18 protein-coding genes are annotated in these 19,251 nt (G+C 61.4%); 12 read left to right on the top strand and 6 right to left on the bottom strand.

Annotated features, from left to right (window positions below):
• Window positions 1-123 precede the first annotated feature (123 nt).
• On the top strand, window positions 124-1,206 hold the full coding sequence (locus tag PQR40_RS03315) for an aldo/keto reductase (protein ID WP_408224475.1): 1,083 nt from the start codon (window positions 124-126) through the stop codon (window positions 1,204-1,206).
• Between the two features lie 192 nt (window positions 1,207-1,398).
• On the opposite strand, the gene PQR40_RS03310 is transcribed toward PQR40_RS03315, so the two are convergent.
• Window positions 1,399-1,929, bottom strand: coding sequence for a thioredoxin family protein (locus PQR40_RS03310; protein WP_408508407.1), 531 nt, complete (start codon window positions 1,927-1,929; stop codon window positions 1,399-1,401).
• A gap of 121 nt (window positions 1,930-2,050) precedes the next feature.
• Here PQR40_RS03310 and PQR40_RS03305 point away from each other — a divergent pair, with 121 nt between their 5' ends.
• The 4 genes from PQR40_RS03305 (at window position 2,051) to PQR40_RS03290 (ending at window position 5,895) form a co-directional block, all read left to right on the top strand.
• Entirely contained in the window at window positions 2,051-2,422 is a 372-nt protein-coding gene (locus PQR40_RS03305; protein WP_408224649.1) for a GFA family protein, read from the top strand.
• A 126-nt stretch (window positions 2,423-2,548) separates the two neighbouring features.
• Window positions 2,549-3,289 carry a response regulator gene (locus PQR40_RS03300; RefSeq protein ID WP_408224470.1) on the top strand — a complete coding sequence of 247 codons (741 nt, stop codon included), beginning with the start codon at window positions 2,549-2,551 and terminating at the stop codon, window positions 3,287-3,289.
• On the top strand, window positions 3,286-4,623 hold the full coding sequence (locus PQR40_RS03295; protein ID WP_408508406.1) for an ATP-binding protein: 1,338 nt from the start codon (window positions 3,286-3,288) through the stop codon (window positions 4,621-4,623). Before PQR40_RS03300 ends, PQR40_RS03295 begins: the two co-directional genes overlap by 4 nt.
• A 228-nt stretch (window positions 4,624-4,851) precedes the next feature.
• Window positions 4,852-5,895 carry an alpha/beta fold hydrolase gene (locus PQR40_RS03290; protein ID WP_408224464.1) on the top strand — a complete coding sequence of 348 codons (1,044 nt, stop codon included), beginning with the start codon at window positions 4,852-4,854 and terminating at the stop codon, window positions 5,893-5,895.
• Window positions 5,896-5,961: 66 nt separating this feature from the next.
• On the opposite strand, the gene PQR40_RS03285 is transcribed toward PQR40_RS03290, so the two are convergent.
• The 5 genes from PQR40_RS03285 to PQR40_RS03265 are packed head-to-tail and all read right to left on the bottom strand — an operon-like array spanning window position 5,962 to window position 11,902.
• Window positions 5,962-7,341 (bottom strand): 2-hydroxycarboxylate transporter family protein, encoded by a 1,380-nt coding sequence (locus PQR40_RS03285; protein ID WP_408508405.1) that lies wholly within the window; start codon window positions 7,339-7,341, stop codon window positions 5,962-5,964.
• 48 nt (window positions 7,342-7,389) lie between these two features.
• Window positions 7,390-8,757 carry a short-chain fatty acid transporter gene (locus PQR40_RS03280; protein ID WP_408224458.1) on the bottom strand — a complete coding sequence of 456 codons (1,368 nt, stop codon included), beginning with the start codon at window positions 8,755-8,757 and terminating at the stop codon, window positions 7,390-7,392.
• A 60-nt stretch (window positions 8,758-8,817) separates the two neighbouring features.
• Window positions 8,818-9,711 carry an amidohydrolase family protein gene (locus PQR40_RS03275; RefSeq protein WP_408508404.1) on the bottom strand — a complete coding sequence of 298 codons (894 nt, stop codon included), beginning with the start codon at window positions 9,709-9,711 and terminating at the stop codon, window positions 8,818-8,820.
• Window positions 9,712-9,762: 51 nt separating this feature from the next.
• A complete protein-coding gene (locus tag PQR40_RS03270; protein WP_408508403.1) occupies window positions 9,763-10,968 on the bottom strand; it encodes a CaiB/BaiF CoA transferase family protein in 1,206 nt (401 codons plus the stop codon).
• Between the two features lie 49 nt (window positions 10,969-11,017).
• Window positions 11,018-11,902, bottom strand: coding sequence for an HpcH/HpaI aldolase/citrate lyase family protein (locus PQR40_RS03265; protein WP_408224449.1), 885 nt, complete (start codon window positions 11,900-11,902; stop codon window positions 11,018-11,020).
• A 103-nt stretch (window positions 11,903-12,005) separates the two neighbouring features.
• Between PQR40_RS03265 and PQR40_RS03260 the strand changes: the two genes are divergently transcribed.
• The 7 genes from PQR40_RS03260 to PQR40_RS03230 all read left to right on the top strand — a co-directional run bounded on the left by PQR40_RS03260 (window position 12,006) and on the right by PQR40_RS03230 (window position 19,243).
• Complete coding sequence (locus tag PQR40_RS03260) at window positions 12,006-12,887, top strand: LysR substrate-binding domain-containing protein (protein ID WP_408224446.1); 882 nt, start codon at window positions 12,006-12,008, stop codon at window positions 12,885-12,887.
• Between the two features lie 234 nt (window positions 12,888-13,121).
• The gene (locus PQR40_RS03255) at window positions 13,122-13,592 is read left to right on the top strand and encodes a hypothetical protein (RefSeq protein WP_408334469.1); all 471 of its coding nucleotides are present in this window, start codon (window positions 13,122-13,124) and stop codon (window positions 13,590-13,592) included.
• 272 nt (window positions 13,593-13,864) lie between these two features.
• A complete protein-coding gene (locus PQR40_RS03250; RefSeq protein ID WP_408224440.1) occupies window positions 13,865-14,155 on the top strand; it encodes a hypothetical protein in 291 nt (96 codons plus the stop codon).
• Between the two features lie 222 nt (window positions 14,156-14,377).
• Entirely contained in the window at window positions 14,378-15,562 is a 1,185-nt protein-coding gene (locus PQR40_RS03245; RefSeq protein WP_408224437.1) for an MFS transporter, read from the top strand.
• Between the two features lie 298 nt (window positions 15,563-15,860).
• Window positions 15,861-17,288 (top strand): methyl-accepting chemotaxis protein, encoded by a 1,428-nt coding sequence (locus PQR40_RS03240; RefSeq protein ID WP_408224434.1) that lies wholly within the window; start codon window positions 15,861-15,863, stop codon window positions 17,286-17,288.
• Window positions 17,289-17,463: 175 nt separating this feature from the next.
• A complete protein-coding gene (locus tag PQR40_RS03235) occupies window positions 17,464-17,829 on the top strand; it encodes a hypothetical protein (RefSeq protein ID WP_408224431.1) in 366 nt (121 codons plus the stop codon).
• Between the two features lie 112 nt (window positions 17,830-17,941).
• Window positions 17,942-19,243, top strand: a complete 1,302-nt coding sequence (locus PQR40_RS03230; protein WP_408334463.1) for a TolC family protein — start codon at window positions 17,942-17,944, stop codon at window positions 19,241-19,243.
• Window positions 19,244-19,251 lie beyond the last annotated feature (8 nt).

The raw sequence follows: 19,251 nt of genomic DNA, 5'->3' as shown, positions 1-19,251 counted from the left end.
TGCCCGAACCCGCTCAATCTGAGAGGATTGTGCAAGAGCTTGCGAGTTTCAGTCTACCGCGCCGCACTCGCGCGATGGTCTCATTGGAGCTAGCCAGTCGGCTCATTTTCCAGGAGAAACATTATGCCGCTCGATTCATACGTCACGCTCGGATGCTCTGGTCTGCGCGTGAGTCCATTTTGCCTTGGAACGATGACCTTCGGTGAAGACTGGGGTTGGGGCACGAGTCCCGCAGAATCCGAAGCCATACTTTCGGAGTACCTGGAGCGTGGCGGAAATTTCATCGACACGGCCAACATCTATACGCTGGGCCACTCGGAAAAAATCATCGGGGACTTCTTTGCGGCGCGCAAGGACCGCCGGCATCGCAGCGTCATTGCGACGAAGTTTGTCGGCAACCTGCACGTTGGCGATCCGAACGGCGGCGGCGCCGGACGCAAGGCGATCGTCGAACAATGCGAAGCGTCGCTACGCCGGCTGCAAACGGATTACATCGACCTCTACTGGATTCACAACTGGGACAGAAACACGCCGATCGACGAGACGATGCGCGCGCTCGACGACCTGGTCGCCTCCGGCAAGATTCGTTACATCGGGATATCCGACACACCGGCCTGGAAGATCGCGCAAGCGCAGACCATGGCGCAGTTTCGCGGCTGGAACCGCATCATTGCGATGCAAGTCGAGTATTCGCTGCTGGAGCGGACGGCGGAAGGCGAACTGATACCGATGGCCGAAGAACTCGGCATTGGCGTCATGCCGTGGAGCCCGTTGAAGAACGGCTGGTTGTCGGGCAAATACACGCGCGAAAACACTCAAGCGGTGAAGTCCGAGCGTTCGGCGCTTGTCGGCGTGCCGGGCGACAAGGAGTTTCCGGTGATCGACGTGCTTATGGCGGTCGCAGCCGAGCTTGAGGTGAGCCCCGCCGCGGCCGCTCTCGCATGGGTTTACAAACGGCGCGGCGTGACCTCGACGATCATCGGCGCGCGGCGTATCGATCAACTGCGGACCAACCTGAGTGCACTGGACCTCGAACTCACCGCCGCGCAGATCGCAATGCTCGACGAAGTGTCGAAGCCTGCACTCAACTTCCCCGCGGACCTCAACGCGCATCTTTCGCCGAGTTTTATCTTCGCCGGCGCCACGGTTGACGGACAGGCGACGCAAGCGTTGCCGTTGGTCACCGCAAGCAGCGTTCGGTACTGACGCGAACGGACGACCGAAGATCGTAGCCGGATGGCGGAGAGTAGGCACACATCTGCGATGCGTCTTGCGTCTTGCGTCTTGCATTCGGCGTTGATGCATTGAAACGTGCCGACGTATCTGGCTTGTGTCGAGAAACCAGCTCAATTGCAATGTTCTGGATCACCTCGATGCCAAGATACATCGCGATACGAATCACGGGTTTTCCGCCAGCAACGCCTTGATCTTCGCCTCGGTCCGTTCGTAGTCACCTTCGCCAAAGTGCGTGTAGACCACGTGCCCTTTCTTGTTGACCAGATAGAACGCAGGCCAATACTGGTTGTCGTAGGCACGCCACGTGGCGTAGCGGTTGTCCTGCGCTACAGGAAACGTAATGTCGAAGCGCTTGATCGCCGTCTTGACGTTGTCCGTGTCGCGTTCGAACGGAAACTCGGGCGTGTGGACACCGACCACCACCAGGCCCTGATCCTTATATTTCTGATTCCAGGTCTTCACGTAGGGCAGCACGTGGATGCAGTTAATGCACGTGTAGGTCCAGAAATCGACCAGTACAACCTTGCCCCGCAACTGCTGTATGGTCAGGGGATCGCTATTGAGCCATTTATCGATGCCGGTGAATTCCGGCGCGGTAGTGCTGTCGTTGACCGGATTTGCAGCGGGACTTGTGGCAGCGCTGGCCGCAGGACTTGCAACGAGCGTAGCGATTGCGGCGGCGCCGGCTGCCACGGTTGTCGCCGAGGCGGCGCGGGTGCAACGTTTTGTGTCAGGGGAGTGCCCAGATACATTGCGATACAAAGCGTGGGGCGTACTGGGCTATAAAGCAGCCATGCCTACTGCGGAGCACCCCATGAGTACCGAACTGCTGCAAGGATCCTGTCATTGCGGGACCGTGAAATTTGAAGTCCGTACCGACGTCCTGCCTGCTGCGCGTTGCAATTGCAGCCTGTGCCGACGCAAGGGTGCGCTAATGACGCCGCCGTTCGCCGCGGGCGAACTGAAGATCCTGGACGGTGAGGAAGCGCTGACGCTCTATCAGTTCAATACGCACACGGCTAAGCACTACTTCTGCAAGCATTGCGGCATTTATCCGTTTCACCAGACGCGTAGGGATCCACAGTTGTGGCGGGTCAACATCGGTTGCCTGGAGGGCATCGACCCGTATACGCTGGAGGCCACTGTTGCCAATGGCGCCAGCCTGTCGGTCGTGGAGGATGCATGAGACGGTTCATGGCGATTCTCGCCTTCCTGGCGGGTGGATTGGCAGCAGAACTGGCGCACCCCGTGCACTGTTCGTTGGTCAACGTAAACCGGGTGCGCGTCAATCGTCGAAAGGATTGATCCGTTGATGGAAAATACCGACCACGTGCTGATCGTCGACGACGATCGGGGCATTCGCGAATTGCTCGCAACCTATCTCGAGAAGAACGGCATGCGCGTTTCGCTGGCCGCCAACGGCCGGCAGATGCGCACCGTCCTCGAGCAGGGCGCCCCTGATCTGATCGTGCTTGACCTGATGCTGCCCGGCGAAGACGGTCTCGTGCTGTGCCGGGAACTGCGTGCCGGCAAGTTCCGTTCGGTACCGGTATTAATGCTGACCGCCCGCAGCGAAGAGGCGGATCGCATCGTTGGGCTGGAAATGGGCGCGGACGATTACCTCTCCAAACCGTTTGCGGTGCGCGAACTCCTGGCGCGCATCCGCTCCGTGTTGCGCCGCGCGCGCATGCTGCCGCCGGGCATGCAGGTGACGGAAACCGCACCGATGATCGGCTTCGGCGACTGGCGGCTCGACACCACTGCGCGCCATCTGCTCGACGCCGAGGGCACCATGGTGGCGCTGAGCGGTGCGGAGTACCGCTTGCTGCGCGTGTTTCTCGATCATCCACAACGCGTGCTTACGCGGGATCAATTGCTCAATCTGACTCAGGGCCGCCAGGCCGATCCGTTCGACCGTTCGATCGATCTGCTGGTCAGCCGCTTGCGGCAGCGCCTGCAGGACGTGGCGCGCGAGCCGCGTTACATCAAGACACTGCGCAGCGAAGGCTATGTATTTTCGGCGGCCGTGACCATGATCGAAGGCAATCCATGAAGCTGAATGCCTTGCTGCGTTGGCCGCGTACGTTGTTCGCGCGGCTCGCCCTGATTCTCTTTGTCAGCCTTGCGCTGGTGCAAACGCTTTCGGTCTGGCTCACCATGACGGAACGGGACCAGACCATGACGAACGTGATGATGGGTTACATCGAACGCGAGGTCACCAGTTCCGTCGCGCTGCTCGATCATTTGCCCGCCAACGAACGCGCCGAATGGCTGCCAAGATTGGCGCGGCGTACCTATACCTTCAATCTGGGGCCCGGCGTTGCCGGCGCACCTCCCGATGCGAAGCTCTCAGCGAGGGTGGCTCAATCTATCGCAGACGGTATCGGCAAGCGCTATCCGTTAACGGCTAACGCTGTCCCTGGCGACCCGGACCGTCTGCAAGTCCATCTGCAGTTGAGTGACGGCACACCGCTGACGATCGACTACCACCCCATGCCTGGCGCGCCGCTGTCGCCATGGTTGTCGTGGGTGCTGGTGCTGCAACTGGTGGTGCTGGCCGCATGCTGCTGGCTGGCGGTGCGGCTGGCGACGCGCCCGCTGAGCGTGTTGGCGCGAGCGGCCGATACCTTGGGGCCCGACCTGAAGGTGGAACGCCTGCCCGAAGACGGGCCGGACGAAGTGGCGCGCGCGGCGCGGGCGTTCAACGCCATGCAGGACCGTATCAGGCTCTACATGACCGAGCGCTTGCAGATCCTCGCGGCGATTTCGCACGACCTGCAAACGCCGATTACCCGCATGCGTTTGCGCCTCGACGTGATGGACGAGAGCGCGCAGGGGACCAGGCTGCAGCAGGACCTGCAGGAAATGGAAACGATGGTCAAGGAAGGCGTCACGTACGCACGCACCATGCACGGCGCCAGTGAGGCGCCCCTGCGTATCGATCCGGATGCGCTGTTCGACAGCCTCGTGTTCGACTATGTCGATGCCGGCAAGGACGTTTCGCTGCACGGGCGTATCGACACCGCACTGGTGACGCGTCCTCAGGCGTTGCGCCGGATCGTGGGCAATCTCGTCGATAACGCGCTGAAGTTCGGCGGGGCGGCCGAGATCAAGGTCGCGACTTTGCAGAACGGGCACGTGATGGTCTCCGTGCTCGATCGCGGGCCGGGCATTCCGGCTGAGTCGCTGGAAGCGGTGTTTGAACCATTCTATCGGCTGGAAGGATCGCGCAACCGCGGAACCGGCGGTACCGGGCTGGGCCTCGCGATTGCGCGGCAACTCGCGTTGGCGATGGGCGCGGCGCTGTCGTTGCATAACCGGCCCGATGGCGGTCTGGAAGCCAGGCTTGTGCTGAAAGGCGTCAGCCAGATTCCTGTTGCTCACTGATTGCGTGGTATGTCGCAGCTTTTCGTCAATGAGCGTGAATGCTCGCCACGCTGTCTCTGTATCTCAATGTATCTCCATCGTCGATAAATACATAACGTTTCACTGGCGCTCCTGATAGACACATGCCAGATACGTCCACGGGTTTAAATACTTCCAGGCCAGATCGTCTGGCTTCGCAAGCCGGACATGCACTGCGCTTGTGTGGCTAATCTTTGAGGAGTATCAGTGATGCCGGACCAGATCAATACTCGACGTCGTCGTCTGCTGAGGACGACAGTTGCTGGTATCAGTTTGATGGAGCTGGGTTTGAGCGGCCTCGCCCAGGCACAGTCGAACGGCACGCCACCCGACACGAAAGCGGCAACGCGTGTTGCTTCGTTCGACAATCTTCGTCAGGTCAATGCGGGAACGCTCAGCATGGGTTATGCGGAAGCGGGTCCGCAGAATGGACCGGTGGTCATTCTGCTGCACGGCTGGCCCTACGATATCTACAGCTTTGCCGAGGTCACGCCATTGCTTGCCGCTGCGGGCTATCGGGTCATCGTGCCGTATCTGCGCGGCTATGGTTCAACGCGGTTCCTGTCCGCGGATACGCCTCGCAACGGTCAGCAGGCCGTGGTTGCCGTCGACATCATTGCATTGATGGATGCATTGAAGATCGATAAGGCGATCTTCGGGGGCTTCGACTGGGGCGCGCGCACGGCGAATATCATTGCGGCGCTGTGGCCGCAACGATGCAAGGCGATGGTGTCGGTAAGCGGTTATCTGATCGGCAGCCAGGAAGCCAACCGGGCGCCGCTGCCGCCGAAGGCGGAGCTGGCCTGGTGGTATCAGTTCTATTTCGCCACGGAGCGTGGCCATGCGGGGTATGAAGCGAACCGCCACGACTTCAACAAGCTGATCTGGCGTCTCGCGTCGCCAAAATGGAATTTCGACGATACGACGTACGACCGTTCGGCTGAGTCGTTCAACAATCCGGATCACGTCGCGGTGGTGATTCATAACTACCGCTGGCGTTTGGGGTTAGTCACGGGCGAGCCGCAATACGATGAGCTCGAAGCACGCCTGGCGAAGGCACCGGTCATCTCCGTTCCGACCATCACGATGGAGGGCGACGCCAACGGCGCACCACATCCCGAGCCGGCAGCCTACGCGAAGAAGTTCACCGGCAAGTATGTGCACCGGAACGTCGACGGCGGTATCGGACATAACTTGCCACAGGAAGCGCCGAAGGCATTTGCCGATGCCATCGTCGATGTCGTCCGCTTATAAGTGGACGGAAGAAAACAGTTGGAGATGAACGCGCGATGACGACCGGCGCGGCCATTTCGAACCAGGTCAGTGAATCCACGCAAAAGCGGCAAGCGCCATCATCACCGTGATGGCGCCGCCGATACGTGTCGCAATCTGCGCAAACGGCATCAATTCCATTCGATTGGCGGCGGTCAGAATCGCGACATCGCCGGTGCCGCCCAGGCCGCTATGCGTAGCATTGACGATCGCGGCCTCGACCGGATACATGCCGACCAGTTTGCCGACGACAAAACCCGTTACGACGAGCGTCAGCACCGTAGAAACAGCGGTGACGATATTGACCCAGTGAAACGCTGTGACGATTTCGCCCCAAGGCGTCATTGCGACGCTGATCGCGAACATGAGCGGATACGTAACGGCGGTCGAGAAGAAGCCATACATGAAGCGTGCGCCACCGCGAACGCGCGGCGACACGACCTGGAACAGTTGCGCCGCGACCACCAGAATCAGCATCACGACCGGCGCCGGCCAGTCGAACAGTTGATGACTGAGCACGCCAAGCAGATACAGCGCAATCGCGGTAGCACCCGCGGCGGCAACCGAACTCACGTCGAATTCGAACGACTGCGGCGCGTTGCGCATGGCTTCGTCGTCGGCGTGGCTCGCGACGGTCAGACGGCCATTGCCGGTCCAACGCGGCTTGCGCGCGCCGAGGTAGCTCAACAGGCCTGCGCAGCAGATCGCGGCGATATTGCCGAGCATCACGGCGGACAGTGCTTGCGCGAACAGCGGCCCCTGTTCGACACCCATGATCTGCGCGTAGCCCGCCGACAACGGCAGTGCGCCTTCGCCCACGCCGCCGGCCATGATCGGGACCACGACCATGAACAACGCGTGCCGGAGGTCCATGCCGAGCGCGACGCCCACCCCGGTGCCGACGCATGCCGCCGCAGCGGAACCCGCCGCGACCGGAATGAAGATGCGCACGAAGCCTTTGATCAGCGTCTCGCGGTCCATGCTGAGCACACTGCCGACGATGATCGCGGCGATGAACAGATAGAGAAAATTCGATGTTCTGGTGAAGTCAGTGACGGCTTTGACGACCGGAACCGGCATCAGCTTGTAGTAGATGAGCATCGACGGAATGAACGCCGCGAAGATCGACGTCGCGCCGATATGGCGAATCCAGGGGATGCGCTTCGCGAGCTCGGCGCATGTGAAGCCACCGACCGCGACGAGTGCGATACCGGTCGGCAGATCGGAGGCCAGCTTGCCGCGCAGGGTCATCGCCGCGAGCACCGCAAGCAGCACGAAGTAGACTGGCGCCGGCAACGATCCGATACGTGCGTCGAAGATCGCCCACCAGCGATCCTTCAATGTTGCGTGACCGGCTGGCGAATCCGCCGCCTGTGCAGCCGTTAAATTCGACCCGGGAGTGGCCTGCTGCGTCGTGACTGCTTTCATCGAATCGTCTCCGTTCATATCTGTTGTCGGTGGGTGCGCCGCCGATCGTCAAACGAGTAGCAGCAACGCGGCGCCGTACACGAGCGCGCCTACCACGAAGGTCATGACGGTGAAGCCGAGCACGCGCTGCACGCCAATACCCGCCATCGCGACGACTGGGGCGGCCCAGAACGGCTGCAGCATGTTCGACACCTGTTCACCCATCGCGACAGCCATCGTGGTCGCCGGCACCGACGCGTGCAGCGCGACTGCGGCAGGCACGACGAACGGTCCCTGGACGGCCCAGTGACCGCCACCGCTCGGAATGAAGAACGTAACGATAAGCGAGCACACATAGCTCCAGAACGGCAGCGTGTGCGGATTCGAAATGGCGATGAAGAAGTGCGAGATCACGTCCGGCAATCCAGTCGCGTCCATCATCCCCATGATCCCGCCGTACAACGGATACTGAAGCATCATCGAACCAGTCTGCTTTGCCGCGTTCTTGACGGCGTCCGCATAGGCGAGCGGATAGCCATGCAGAATCACGCCGGCGATGAACATCACGAAGATCACCGCGTTCACGCCTGAAAACGCCAGATGTTCGACGCGCGCGAGAATCAGAAATGCAATTCCCGCCGCACCGATGAAGGCGCTACCAAGCCACGAATGTTCGATCCAGCGCGCGAAACTCAGCTTGCCGGTCGGGCGCTCGCGCGGTGGTGCATCGGGATGCTTCTCCGTGTCGAGCACGACTGCATCTTCGTCGGAGGGCTTGAGCCACGCGAACACAAACGGCATCGCGATCAGCATGATGATCGTCGGCACCAGGTTGAAGCTGGTGAACACCGTGCTGCTGAACGGCAGAACCTGGCCGGTCAGTTTCTGCACGATATTCATCGCGCTGCCGGGCGTGGATTGTGCGAGCGCGATCGAGCTCGAAATGCCGCTTGCCCACACGACCCAGCCGGAAAAACCCGCTGCGACGATCCACGCGAAATCCACACGCATCCGTTTGGCCACTTCACGTGCGAGCAATGCGCTGACAACGAGCCCCAGGCCCCAGTTGCAGAACGACGCAATTGCGACGAGTACGAACGTAAGCGCCGCCGCCTGCACGGGCGTGCGCGCGACCGACACCAGCGCCTTGAACATACGCTGCACGAGCGGCGCGTGCGCGAACGCATGGCCGGTCACGAGCACCAGCGTGATCTGAAAAGCGAAGGTCAGAATGTCGAAGAAACCCTTGTACCAGCCGCCGATCAGGTGCGAGGCCGATGCATGCGGCGCGAACGCGGCCGACAGCACGGCGACCACGATGGTAATCAGGATCGCGAGCACGAACGGGTCCGGGATGGTCCGTTCGAAAAGCCGGATAGTTGCTTCGGTGAAGCGTGTCTTGCGTATGGTGGGTGGGGCAGCGGCTGCGGGTTTCATCTGGTGTCTCCGAAGAATCTTGTGGGTTACGCGTTCTATGCGCGCTGAGGTGCCGGGAATTCAGGCTGTTGTGGCCGAGTTCGCCTGGGTGGGAAAGCCGTACAGCGTCGCGGCGTTGTCGATCAGAATGCGGTCGCGGATCGCATCGTCGCCGGTCCATATGCCGAGCAGATCGAACAGCCGGGCGTCGTCGGGCTTGTGCGACTCGGTCGTGTGCGGCCAGTCGCTGCCCCACACGAGGCGCTCAGGCAGCGCGTCGATCCACGCGTGCGCGGTCGATGCGATGTCCCCGTAGTCTTTGGCGATGCCTGCAACGGAGTCGAGATACGGCCCGGACAGCTTGACCCAGACACGACCGGAATCGGCCAGATCGCGCACGATGCCGAACGCCGGATGCGACGCGCCGTCGGGCATCGGCAGACGCGCGAGATGATCGAACACGATCGTCGAAGGCAGGCGCGCCAGCATCGCCCGATGCTCGACGATCTGCGCGGCGGTCCAGTGCAGTTGCACGTGCCAGCCGAGCTCCGCGATACGTCGCGCGAGCGGCTCGACCATCTCGAAGTTGACGGCAGCATGGGCGGATGTGTACAGCGTGAAACGGATGCCGCGAACGCCGCCGTCGTGAAGCTCGGCGAGTTGCTTATCGGTGACCGTCGGCGTGAGCACCGCGACCCCGCGCGTCCGGTCCTGGCCGAGTTGCTGGATCGCATCGAGCGTGACGCGGTTGTCCGTGCCGTAATTGCGTGGCGTCACGACAACCGTGCGTTGGGTGCCGGTTCTGCGCTGCACGTCGAGATAGTCGGTGACGGTGGCGTGCTCGGGGACGCTCGCGTGATTCGCGCCAGCCGCGAGGAAGCGGCGGTCGTAGATGTGCATGTGCGAATCGCACGCACCAGCGGGCGCCCGGTTCCGTGGCAGTTGCACGTTGTCGTTGCGCTGTTGCGTGTCCATTGTGGTCTCCGTTTTATGTCGCGCGGCGCTCATGCGTCATCGAAAGTCCGCTTACAGCACCGCGCGTTTTGCACGCAACGCGGCGATCCCGTCGTCGCTCCAGCCGGACTCGCGCAGCACGGCATCGGAATGTTGACCGAATGCGGGCGCGGCGAGCGGCGTGGGGCCGGTTGTGTCGCCAAAGCGGATCGGTTGACGGAAACCACGGTAATGTCCGACGCCCGGATAAGCGTAGGTTGCGATCATGTCTTCGGCCAGCACCTGCGGATCGTCGAACATATCTTCGATGCCGCGTGCAGCGGCACATGGCACCGCGTCGCCGAACAACGTCTCCCATTCGAGCGCGCTACGCGCCGCGAGTGCCGCGTGCAGTTGCGGCACGATTTCGTCGCAGTACAACGCACGCTTCTTAACGGAGTCGTAGCGTTCGTTGCTCGCGAGTGCGTCGAGACCGGTTTTCTCGCAGAGTGCCTGCCAGAAATGCGGCGTGTTCGCGGAGATGTAGAGGTAGCCTTCGCGGGTCGGATGAATGCCGGTAATGCCGCCTGAGCGCATATCGCGGCCGATGTCCTTCGGTTCACCTTCGGCCCAGATCATCCGCGCGGATTGCATCGTCAGCGCACTGCGCAGCAGCGACACGCCAACGTACTGTCCCGTGCCTTTGCGCTCGCGCTCGAACAGCGCCGACGACACGCCCGCCGCGACCAGCGCCGCAGCGTAGTAGTCGACCACTGAGCCGTACAGGATCTCCGGCGGCCCGCCACGCTTGCCTTGCAGCATGCACATACCGCTCATCGTTTGCAGGACCTGGTCGTAGCCGGCCTTGTCCTTGTTCGGACCGGTTTCGCCGTAACCGGTGACCGAGCAATAGATCAGGCGCGGATTGACCTCGCGAAGCTGCTCGTAAGCAATACCGAGGCGCGCAGGCACGCTGGGGCGGAAGTTATGGACGAGCACGTCGGCGGTCTTGACGAGTTGCATTAGCACGTCGAGCGCTTCAGGCTGTTTCAGGTCCAGCACGAGACCGCGCTTGCCGCGATTCACGCCGAGAAAAGCACGGCTTTCGGTTTCGAGCGTGGACGGATATTTGCGCAGGTTGTCGCCGCTGGGTGGCTCGATCTTGATGACTTCGGCACCTTGATCGGCAAGCAGCGTACAGCCGTACGGACCGGCGATGTACGCGCTCAGGTCCAGCACGCGAATCCCCGCCAGCGGGCCTGTTGCGCCGGCTTCGGCTGTATGGGACGAACGTTCCATGATTGGCTCCATCGGATCGGATTGGGGGCGGCTCGGCAGTGCAAGGCGTTCAGCGGCCACCGGGTGGGCGGTTCAGCAGCCCGAGGCGCGCGGCATCGCGAACCAGCACGCGCGCCCGTTCGACGAACGGCGGATCGATCATTTTGCCGTCCACCACGTAAGCGCCGACGCCGTTCGCGTCGGCTTCGCGGGCCGCTTCGACGACACGCAGCGCATGCGTGATTTCATCGTCGGAAGGGCGGAAGACTTCATTCGCGAGGGTGATCTGGCTTGGATGGATGCAGCTCTTGCCGAGAAAACCCATCGACCGGGCGAGTTGCGCTTCGGCACGAAAACCTGCTTCGTCCTTGATATTGGCGAAGGCCGAGTCGTACGCGAACACGCCTGCCTCGCCAGCCGCGATGCGCAGGCCGAACATGGCTTGCTGAATGGCCGACGGTTCGCGACGCGCGATGCCGAGCGGCTCGAACAGATCGCCAAGCCCGAGCTGTAAACCCGCAACGCGCGGATGCGCAGCGGCGAGTTCGGCCGCAAGGTGGAACGCTTTCGGCGATTCGATGTTGAGCAGCAACCGGATCGGAGTCATTACGCCGTTGACAGCTTCGGCGCGTTCGAGCGCGGCTACGGCCGCGTGCACGTCGTCGACGGATTCGGGTTTCGGCAGATTGATCAGGTCGAGGCCGCGTTGTGCGACGGCGTTGATATCCGCGCTGAAATGCGGCGTGTCGAGCGCGTTGACGCGGACGATCAGCACCTTTTGCTTGCCGGCGACGAGATCGGAGCCCAGCAACTCGCGCAGCTCCACGCGTGCTTGCGGCTTGCGGTCGGCAGCGACGGAGTCTTCCAGGTCGAAAGACAGCGCATCGGCGGCGCTCGCGAATGCCTTCGCGAACAGCTCGGGGCGCGAGGCTGGCACGAACAGTTTGCTTCTCATGTCTCCGCTTCCAGTTCTCGATTTATCGGAAGCCAGTCTAATTCCGGGTTGAATTTAGATAAACTATCCAGACCTATCTTCAAACGGTACATAAACTATCTTTATGGACGTCGCCTTTCTCGCCAATCTTTTACTGGTCGTCGATAGTGGCTCGATGGCGGAGGCCGCGCGCCGGATTGGCGTGACGCCAGCCGCCGTGGCGCAGCAGGTTCAGGCGCTGGAGCGCGAACTCGGCGTCGAGTTGCTGGTGCGCTCGGGGCGTACCGTGATGCCGACCGAAGCGGGCCATCGCGTGATCGAACGCGCGCGCGGCCTGGTACGCGAATTCTCGGAACTGAAGGCGTTTGCTCTGGAAGGTGAAGCGGCGGGGGAATTGCGGATCGGCACGATCACGACCGCGCTGCTGAGTCTCGTGCCTGATGTGCTGTCCGGTTTCGCGGCGTCGTTTCCGCACGCGAACGTGCTGATTCGCGCGGGAACGTCGATGGAACTCTACGAGGCGCTGCAGCGTGGCGACGTGGATGTCGCTGTCTGCCTGCACCCCGCGTTCGCGTTGCCGAAGGCGTACGACTGGCATCTGCTGCGCGAAGAACCGATCGTCGTGCTCGCGCCGTCGCGTCTCGCCGCGCACGCGCCTCACGACCTGCTGGCGCGCGAGCCGTTCATTCGCTATGACCGCTCGCTCGGCGGCGGCAAGCAGGCGGATCAATACCTGCGCGCGGCGAAGATCGTGCCGCATGAACTGTTCGAACTGAACTCGTTGATGGCAATCGCGATGATGGTCGATCGCGGACTCGGCGTGTCGCTTGTGCCGGACATCGTTTCGCCGCTGACAACCCATCTGAACGTCGCGAAGCTCCCGCTGCCGGTGCAGACGGAGCCGCGCCGGTTTGGCGTGCTATGGCATCGGGCGTCGCCGCGCGGGCGTCTGATCGGGGGCTTTCTCGCTTGCGCCGATGCGGTGCTGGAAGGCGAGCGCAAGTAGCCACGAACTTTCGCGGGGTGAATGTGCCGCGTGTAGGTGCGGACTCGCGGCTCGTCAGCGCAGTCGAACCGTGTTCGACCCCATCCGGTCATTCGATATCGGCGACTTAATCGCTGTCATGCTAATCGGATATCCTTACAGTTGCGATGGCCGGGGTGTAGTCGAGAGACCCTCATTAGAGCCAGCACCTGACATGACACTTACGGCCACGTGCCGCAAATTCCTGGACCAGCCATGCTACGCCACCACACATCGAGTCTCCGACACGCGCTCGCCGGCATCCTGCTGGCTGCGATTTCCACCTTGCTCACGGGCTGTAGCGACGAAATAGCGGATGCCGATGTCGCATTTGTTATTGCCGCGACGCCGCCCCAATTCGAATCGCTACGGATGTACGGCGCCGCCCCGGAAAGCGTCGCTACGGGCAGTCGTAACACACATGCCCCTGGTAAGCTTCATCAGGGATGCCTGGCGATCATCAGCGCCGAGGGCCGCGAGGTGCGCGAGACGGTGATTCTCGAGGACGAGGCGGGGACCCCCTTCGATCTGGATGTCACCCGCACGTCAGACGGATGGAACGTTACTTCGGATGGACTCACACCGCCAAGCGCCGATCCCGTCGCTTTCCGCACGCGGTTCACCAGTTGCGTGAATGCAATCCGGGACAAATACGCAGCCGATCCGGAGAAAGCACCCTTCCATTGAGCTTCGGTGGCGCGGCTGACTGATCCACCACGCGAAGCGGGCCGGGGGCTAATCGCTTCAATGAACGGTAGCGCGATGAGTTCATTGGACCGCGTGCGGCCACAAAGGGGCACTCGACGGGACTGTCCACATCGTCGACAATTGATCTTCATTTCGCCTGCGATATCGTGCCCATGTTAAGAAGAAGAGCAGTCGTCACTTGTCTGTGCATCGCTTTGTCTACGGGCAGCGCAGCGGCTTTGGAGCAGTCACAGAGGCCACCAGGACCGGTAATGATGGTCCATTTCGATTACTACCCCAAGGACCGGCCGCGAATTCGCGTTCTGGAACATCGGCTAGAAAGCGCGATAAAGCGTGCGGGCGCTGGCGAACTTGGCGAGACTGAGTTTCATGTTGACGGCAATGATGGCTATTTGTATATGTACGGCCCCGATCCCGATCGACTCTATGTGGTGACAGGTCCAATCCTGAAATCGTCCAGGCTGATGACCGACGCCGAAGTCACGAAGCACTACGGTTCCCGCACGGAAACGTTTGTGATACACCGGGACAGCGTGCGATAACGACGCGACTTCCGGACTCGCACACTGCGTTCGGGGGGGCACAATTCGGATTTTCGTCCTGCACTACCGCCTACGTGATCCCCTGCTGGTTGCATCCTCCACTTAACTTCGGTAATGTCCAGCCTTCAGGGATAACCGAAGGTCACGCCTCGAAACCCAACTGACTGACGATGACGCATCAGGCCTGTTCGCCACGTCATCCATCACATCGGACGGGATTTCATGGACACGCGTGTGTACTTGCTGGCAGCAACGGTATTTCTGGCCGGCATCGACGAAAACATCTGCATCGGCATCCTGCCGTCCATCGCAACGGACCTTCATGTCTCGCTTGCGTCTGCTGGGCAACTCACCACCATCTTTTCCTGCGTCTTCGCACTGACTGCGTTCTGCGTGTCCGCGTGGTTATCGCATCGGGAGCGCAAACGCCTGCTGCTGTACGCCTTGGGCGCTTTCGCGCTCAGCAATCTGCTGGCAGCCATGAGTCCGGGCTACGGCGTACTGTTCGCAGCGCGCGTGGCGATGGCCGCCAGCTGCGCAACGGTGATCCTGTTGGCCACGACGCTTGCCACCGAACTCACGCCTCCCGCCCGTCGCGGACGCGCTATCGGGATTGTTTTCATGGGCATCAGCGGCTCACTGGTGCTGGGCGTGCCAGTCGGCATGGTCATCAATAACTGGGCTGGCTGGCGTGCGGTATTCGGCTGCATCGCTATTCTGGCATTGCCGCTCACGGGCTATCTCGCTTGCCGGCTGCCGCTGTCCGCATCGCGCAAATCGATGTCCGTTCGAACATACTGGACCCAGCTCACACATCCGCGAATGCTCACCGGGCAACTGGTATCTGTTGCGATGATCGGCGGCCACTTTACGCTGTTCGCCTATCTGACACCGTATGTGCAGGCCGTTTATTCGCCGGGCGCGGCCACCTTGACGCTGCTCTATGTCGCCTTCGGCGTGGCGGGTGTCATAGGCGCGTGGCTGGGCGGCTGGTTTTCCGATCGGGCAGGCGCATCGCGTGCGCTGATCTGTTGCCCTGCGGTCTTTTTGTTGGCAATGGCTGTACTCCCCGCGACAAGCCGCGCGCCCCTCCTCTTCCTGCCCGTCATGATGCTGTGGGGATGCCTGAGCTGGTCCATTTCGCCGATCGTCCAGAACTACCTGATACGCAGCGCGCCGGATCAGGCCGACGTCAGCATCGGCATCAACGTTTCCGCAATGCATCTTGGTGTGGCCTTGGGCGCGGGTCTGGGGGGGCTTCTGGTGGACAACGGCGCGCTGCTCAGTACGCCGTGGGCAGGCTGCGGTGTGGTCGCGATCGCATTGTGCCTTGCATGGAGATCGACGAGGAGCGCGTCGGCAATCTCCGGCGAGGAGCCGATGCACCGAGTGAAGGCTGGCGAATAACAAGCGCAACGTTACGTGCTCGAACTGTTATCAGTGGAGCTCGCGTGCCGGGCCGTCCCGTGCCCTTTTTATTGATCTAAAGAATCGGCCAGGCATGCCGTTATGCAGGTGCATGGCGTGTGGACGAGGCCCCACGTCAGCAATCGCGTGCGCTCAAACCGTTGTCCGCAAGGTCTTCGGAGAGCTCGCCGCCGATTCTCATCACCGACTGCAGATCGGGTGAGACGCGGATCCAGCGACGCAGAGACGACGCATCCGCACCAGATCAATAAAAAAAGATACCTGAGAGAGACCCCGCATGAAACAGCCAGACGAGTTGTTGCACACGGTTTATGTGAAGGCCGACAGGCTCATGATTGTTGTCGTATGGGGACTGTTCGCGATCTCCTGCCTGTTGGCGACACGCGACTACAATTTGCACGCCGTACTGTGGGTCGGATTGCCTACTGTCGCCGTCGCGTCGATGCTGACTTACTGGCGTGCAGGCGCACTGGTGACGCGCCTTTTCCTGGCCGCCAGTCTGATGACATTCGCTGCGTTGCAGATTCATCAGGAGCACGGCCTCACCGAATTGCACTTTGGCATCTTTGTGCTGATGTCGTTCCTGCTGGCCTATCGCGACTGGCGACCGATCCTCTGTGCCGCCTGCGTCATCGCGGTGCACCACTTCACGTTCAACTATCTCCAGCTTGCCGGATTGGATGCCTATTGCTTCACCACGCCCGCGTGGTCGACCGTGTTGCTGCATGCGGCTTACGTGGTTGCTCAGGCCGGCTTGCTGATCTTCATTGCGCGGCATATGAAAGCCGATGCACAAACGGGCCGGGAACTCGCCGTTCTTGGCGAGAACCTTTCACGGCAAGCGGGTCAATTCGACCTGCGCCTTCCGCCCATGACGCTCAAGGGGAGCAGCAGCCGCACCTTCAAGGACACACTCAGCGCCATCCACGATGCGATGCGCGAAATCACCATGACGATCGACCAGATGGCGGCTTCATCGGACAACATCGCAGCCGAAAACCACACCTTGTCGCAGGAATTCACCACGCAAGCCGAAACGCTCAACGCAACCAATATGGCGATGGAGCAGATCGCGCAACGGGTCAGAGAAAGCGCGGAACATGCGGCATCCGCGAATAGCCTTGCGCGGCAGACCTCAACCTCGGTACAGCAAAGTGAACAGGTTGTCGGCGAAGTCGTCGACAAGATGAACGAGATCAATCAGGCTGTGCATCGGATGGGCGACATGATCGCGATGATCGAGAGCATCGCATTTCAGACCAACCTCCTCGCGCTCAACGCGTCTGTCGAAGCGGCGCGTGCGGGTAGCCACGGACGGGGTTTCTCGGTAGTGGCCGAGGAGGTGCGTACGCTCGCCCATCGGAGCGCCAGCGCCGCGCGCGAAATCAAAACCCTGATTGGCGATTCTTTGCAGCGCGTCGAGCATGGCTCGACGCTCGCAACACGGGCCGGTACGGCCATGCGGCACGTTGTCGGCAATGTGGGAGACGTCGCCAGGTTGATCGAAAATATCAGCGCATCAAGTGACGCCCAGAGCCACGATGTCGACCGGTTCAGTCAGGGCATGGGCAAGATGGATGCGATGCTGGAGCGCGATGTTCAGCACGTAAGGGGTGTCGCTTCGGCGTCGGCAAGCTTGCGGGAGAAAGCGCGGACGTTGCGTGAGGCGATGTCGATTTTTCTCGTCGAGCACGACATGAAGTAAACCTGAAGGTGCGCATAAGAAGATGTCTTTAAATGGCCCTTCTACTCATCACGACCTTTTCCATAAAAGACTTGACCTTCCCCCAATGGGAAGGTCAATCATCCAGGCAAGAACCAACCCCTGAGCGAAAAAAAGCCGCCAATCAGATTGAAATGGCTGCGCTATACTTGCTGCGATGAAAATTCTGCGGACACTCCTCGTCTTGCTGCTGTGTGCGATGCTGCCCCTGAGTGGGCTGGCAGCGAGCGGCACGACTGGACCGTGCCCGATGGAATCCACCATGGCCGGTGACACGGCGGCCATGTCGGCTGATATGCCCGGCTGCGATTCAATGAGCCCAACGTCCAGCGAACACGGCAAGTCGAAGGTATCGCTGTGCAAGGTGAGCGCCCAGTGTCAGATGGGTAGCCTCTATCACCCCGTTTCTTCTCCCACCGTGACTCGACCCGCCGGGTCGTTTGTCCCCGTCAGCTTCCACTACGCGCAGTCGCTCTCCATCCGCGAGCCGGATGGCCTCTGGCGTCCACCGCAGTCCCTCTAACTCTATCGTTCTGGTTCACCGCTTTTGCGCGGTGATGTCGTCCCGTTCCGGGGCGTGAGTTCGTGTGTCCGCTCGCGCGGCTATACGCGGCTCGACCATTCGAGGTTAGAACATGCTTTCCATCATCGGCACGCCGGCATCCCGGCGCGCCTGGGCTCGCTCATGTGCCGTCTTTTTCGCATTCGGCCTGTTGGCTGGCCGCGCGGCGCACGCCCAGAATGCGGGTTTGACGCTCGACGAGGCACTGCAAATTGCCACTAGCCGCTCGTCCTCGATCCAGGCTGCGCAAGCCTCGATCCGCGGAAGTTCGGACGTGGTTGTCAAAGCCGGGCAACTGCCCAACCCCACGCTGAATCTGAGTGTCCAGGACCTGCCCATCAATGGACCCAATGCCTTCACCATCGGCCAGGACAATTTCACGATGCGCGGCATCGGCATCCAGCAGGAATGGGTGTCGCCGGAAAAGCGCCGGCTGCAGACAACGCTCGCCAATCGTGCTGTAGAGCGGGACAAATCGACGTACCTTGAAAAGGTGGCCGAGGTCCGTCAGCAAGCGGCCATGGCGTGGCTGAACGCCATCTATGCAAAAAAGGCCGTCGCCCTGAGCCAGGCACTGGTTGACCATCTGAGCGAGGAACTGACGGCAAGGCAGGCGTCTTATCGTGGTGCAAAAGGGACGGCGGTCGATGTCGCTCAGGCCAACCTGACGCTCGGGAATGCGCGTGATGAACTGATCAATGCGCGGCAAGACGAGAAGACCGCGTTGATTGCGCTGTCGCGCTGGACGGCGGCGGGCAACGTGCTGGAAGTTGCCGGTACCCTGCCGGAGCTCCAGTCAAACGTGTCCAGTTTGAGCGTCGAGCAACTTGCCCAGGTCCAGCCAGCGTTGATCGCGGCGCGTGCAGCCATCTCGCTGGCCGACGCCGACACGGACGTTACCCGAAGCAACAGGAACCCGAACTGGACCTGGGGGCTGACCTACTTCAAGAGCGGCGGCCAGTTTCCGGATTATGTCTCGGTAGGTGTCTCCATTCCGTTGCCGATCCATCGCAGGAACGTCGAAGACCGCGACGTCGAGCAAAAGTCCGAGATGGGTACGCAAGCGCGGCTGACTTATGAAGACACCGAGCGGCAGGTGGTGGCTGATATCCAGAGTCTGACGGCAAAGCTCGCCAGTGGCCGGGAACGTCTGGCCAATGCGAAACAAGCCGTTCTTCCCTCGGCCGAACAGAAAGTGCAACTGGCCAATGCCGCGTACCGATCGGGTGCCGGCACGCTCGCTGATGCGTTGGACGCGAGACACACACAGCTCGAAGCGGACCTTCAGGTGTTGAACCTTGAACGCGACGTTTCCCTCGTCTGGGCGCAGCTGGAATACCAGGTTTTGCCGCCCGATCTGACCTCCGGCCAGTAAAGAGAAAA

Origin of the sequence: Paraburkholderia sediminicola, from assembly GCF_046026855.1 — a bacterium.
Taxonomy (GTDB): domain Bacteria; phylum Pseudomonadota; class Gammaproteobacteria; order Burkholderiales; family Burkholderiaceae; genus Paraburkholderia; species Paraburkholderia sediminicola_A.
This window is presented reverse-complemented; position numbering and strand designations above follow the sequence as displayed.

Excerpts from the sequence above, each read along its gene's own strand:
- PQR40_RS03255 (WP_408334469.1), top strand. The coding sequence starts at position 13,122 with ATGCTACGCCACCACACATCGAGTCTCCGACACGCGCTCGCCGGCATC.
- PQR40_RS03240 (WP_408224434.1), top strand. The coding sequence starts at position 15,861 with ATGAAACAGCCAGACGAGTTGTTGCACACGGTTTATGTGAAGGCCGAC.
- PQR40_RS03315 (WP_408224475.1), top strand. The coding sequence starts at position 124 with ATGCCGCTCGATTCATACGTCACGCTCGGATGCTCTGGTCTGCGCGTG.
- PQR40_RS03230 (WP_408334463.1), top strand. The coding sequence starts at position 17,942 with ATGCTTTCCATCATCGGCACGCCGGCATCCCGGCGCGCCTGGGCTCGC.
- PQR40_RS03275 (WP_408508404.1), bottom strand. The coding sequence starts at position 9,711 with ATGGACACGCAACAGCGCAACGACAACGTGCAACTGCCACGGAACCGG.
- PQR40_RS03280 (WP_408224458.1), bottom strand. The coding sequence starts at position 8,757 with ATGAAACCCGCAGCCGCTGCCCCACCCACCATACGCAAGACACGCTTC.
- PQR40_RS03295 (WP_408508406.1), top strand. The coding sequence starts at position 3,286 with ATGAAGCTGAATGCCTTGCTGCGTTGGCCGCGTACGTTGTTCGCGCGG.
- PQR40_RS03290 (WP_408224464.1), top strand. The coding sequence starts at position 4,852 with ATGCCGGACCAGATCAATACTCGACGTCGTCGTCTGCTGAGGACGACA.
- PQR40_RS03300 (WP_408224470.1), top strand. The coding sequence starts at position 2,549 with ATGGAAAATACCGACCACGTGCTGATCGTCGACGACGATCGGGGCATT.
- PQR40_RS03270 (WP_408508403.1), bottom strand. The coding sequence starts at position 10,968 with ATGGAACGTTCGTCCCATACAGCCGAAGCCGGCGCAACAGGCCCGCTG.
- PQR40_RS03285 (WP_408508405.1), bottom strand. The coding sequence starts at position 7,341 with ATGAAAGCAGTCACGACGCAGCAGGCCACTCCCGGGTCGAATTTAACG.
- PQR40_RS03265 (WP_408224449.1), bottom strand. The coding sequence starts at position 11,902 with ATGAGAAGCAAACTGTTCGTGCCAGCCTCGCGCCCCGAGCTGTTCGCG.
- PQR40_RS03305 (WP_408224649.1), top strand. The coding sequence starts at position 2,051 with ATGAGTACCGAACTGCTGCAAGGATCCTGTCATTGCGGGACCGTGAAA.
- PQR40_RS03260 (WP_408224446.1), top strand. The coding sequence starts at position 12,006 with ATGGACGTCGCCTTTCTCGCCAATCTTTTACTGGTCGTCGATAGTGGC.
- PQR40_RS03245 (WP_408224437.1), top strand. The coding sequence starts at position 14,378 with ATGGACACGCGTGTGTACTTGCTGGCAGCAACGGTATTTCTGGCCGGC.
- PQR40_RS03250 (WP_408224440.1), top strand. The coding sequence starts at position 13,865 with ATGATGGTCCATTTCGATTACTACCCCAAGGACCGGCCGCGAATTCGC.
- PQR40_RS03235 (WP_408224431.1), top strand. The coding sequence starts at position 17,464 with ATGAAAATTCTGCGGACACTCCTCGTCTTGCTGCTGTGTGCGATGCTG.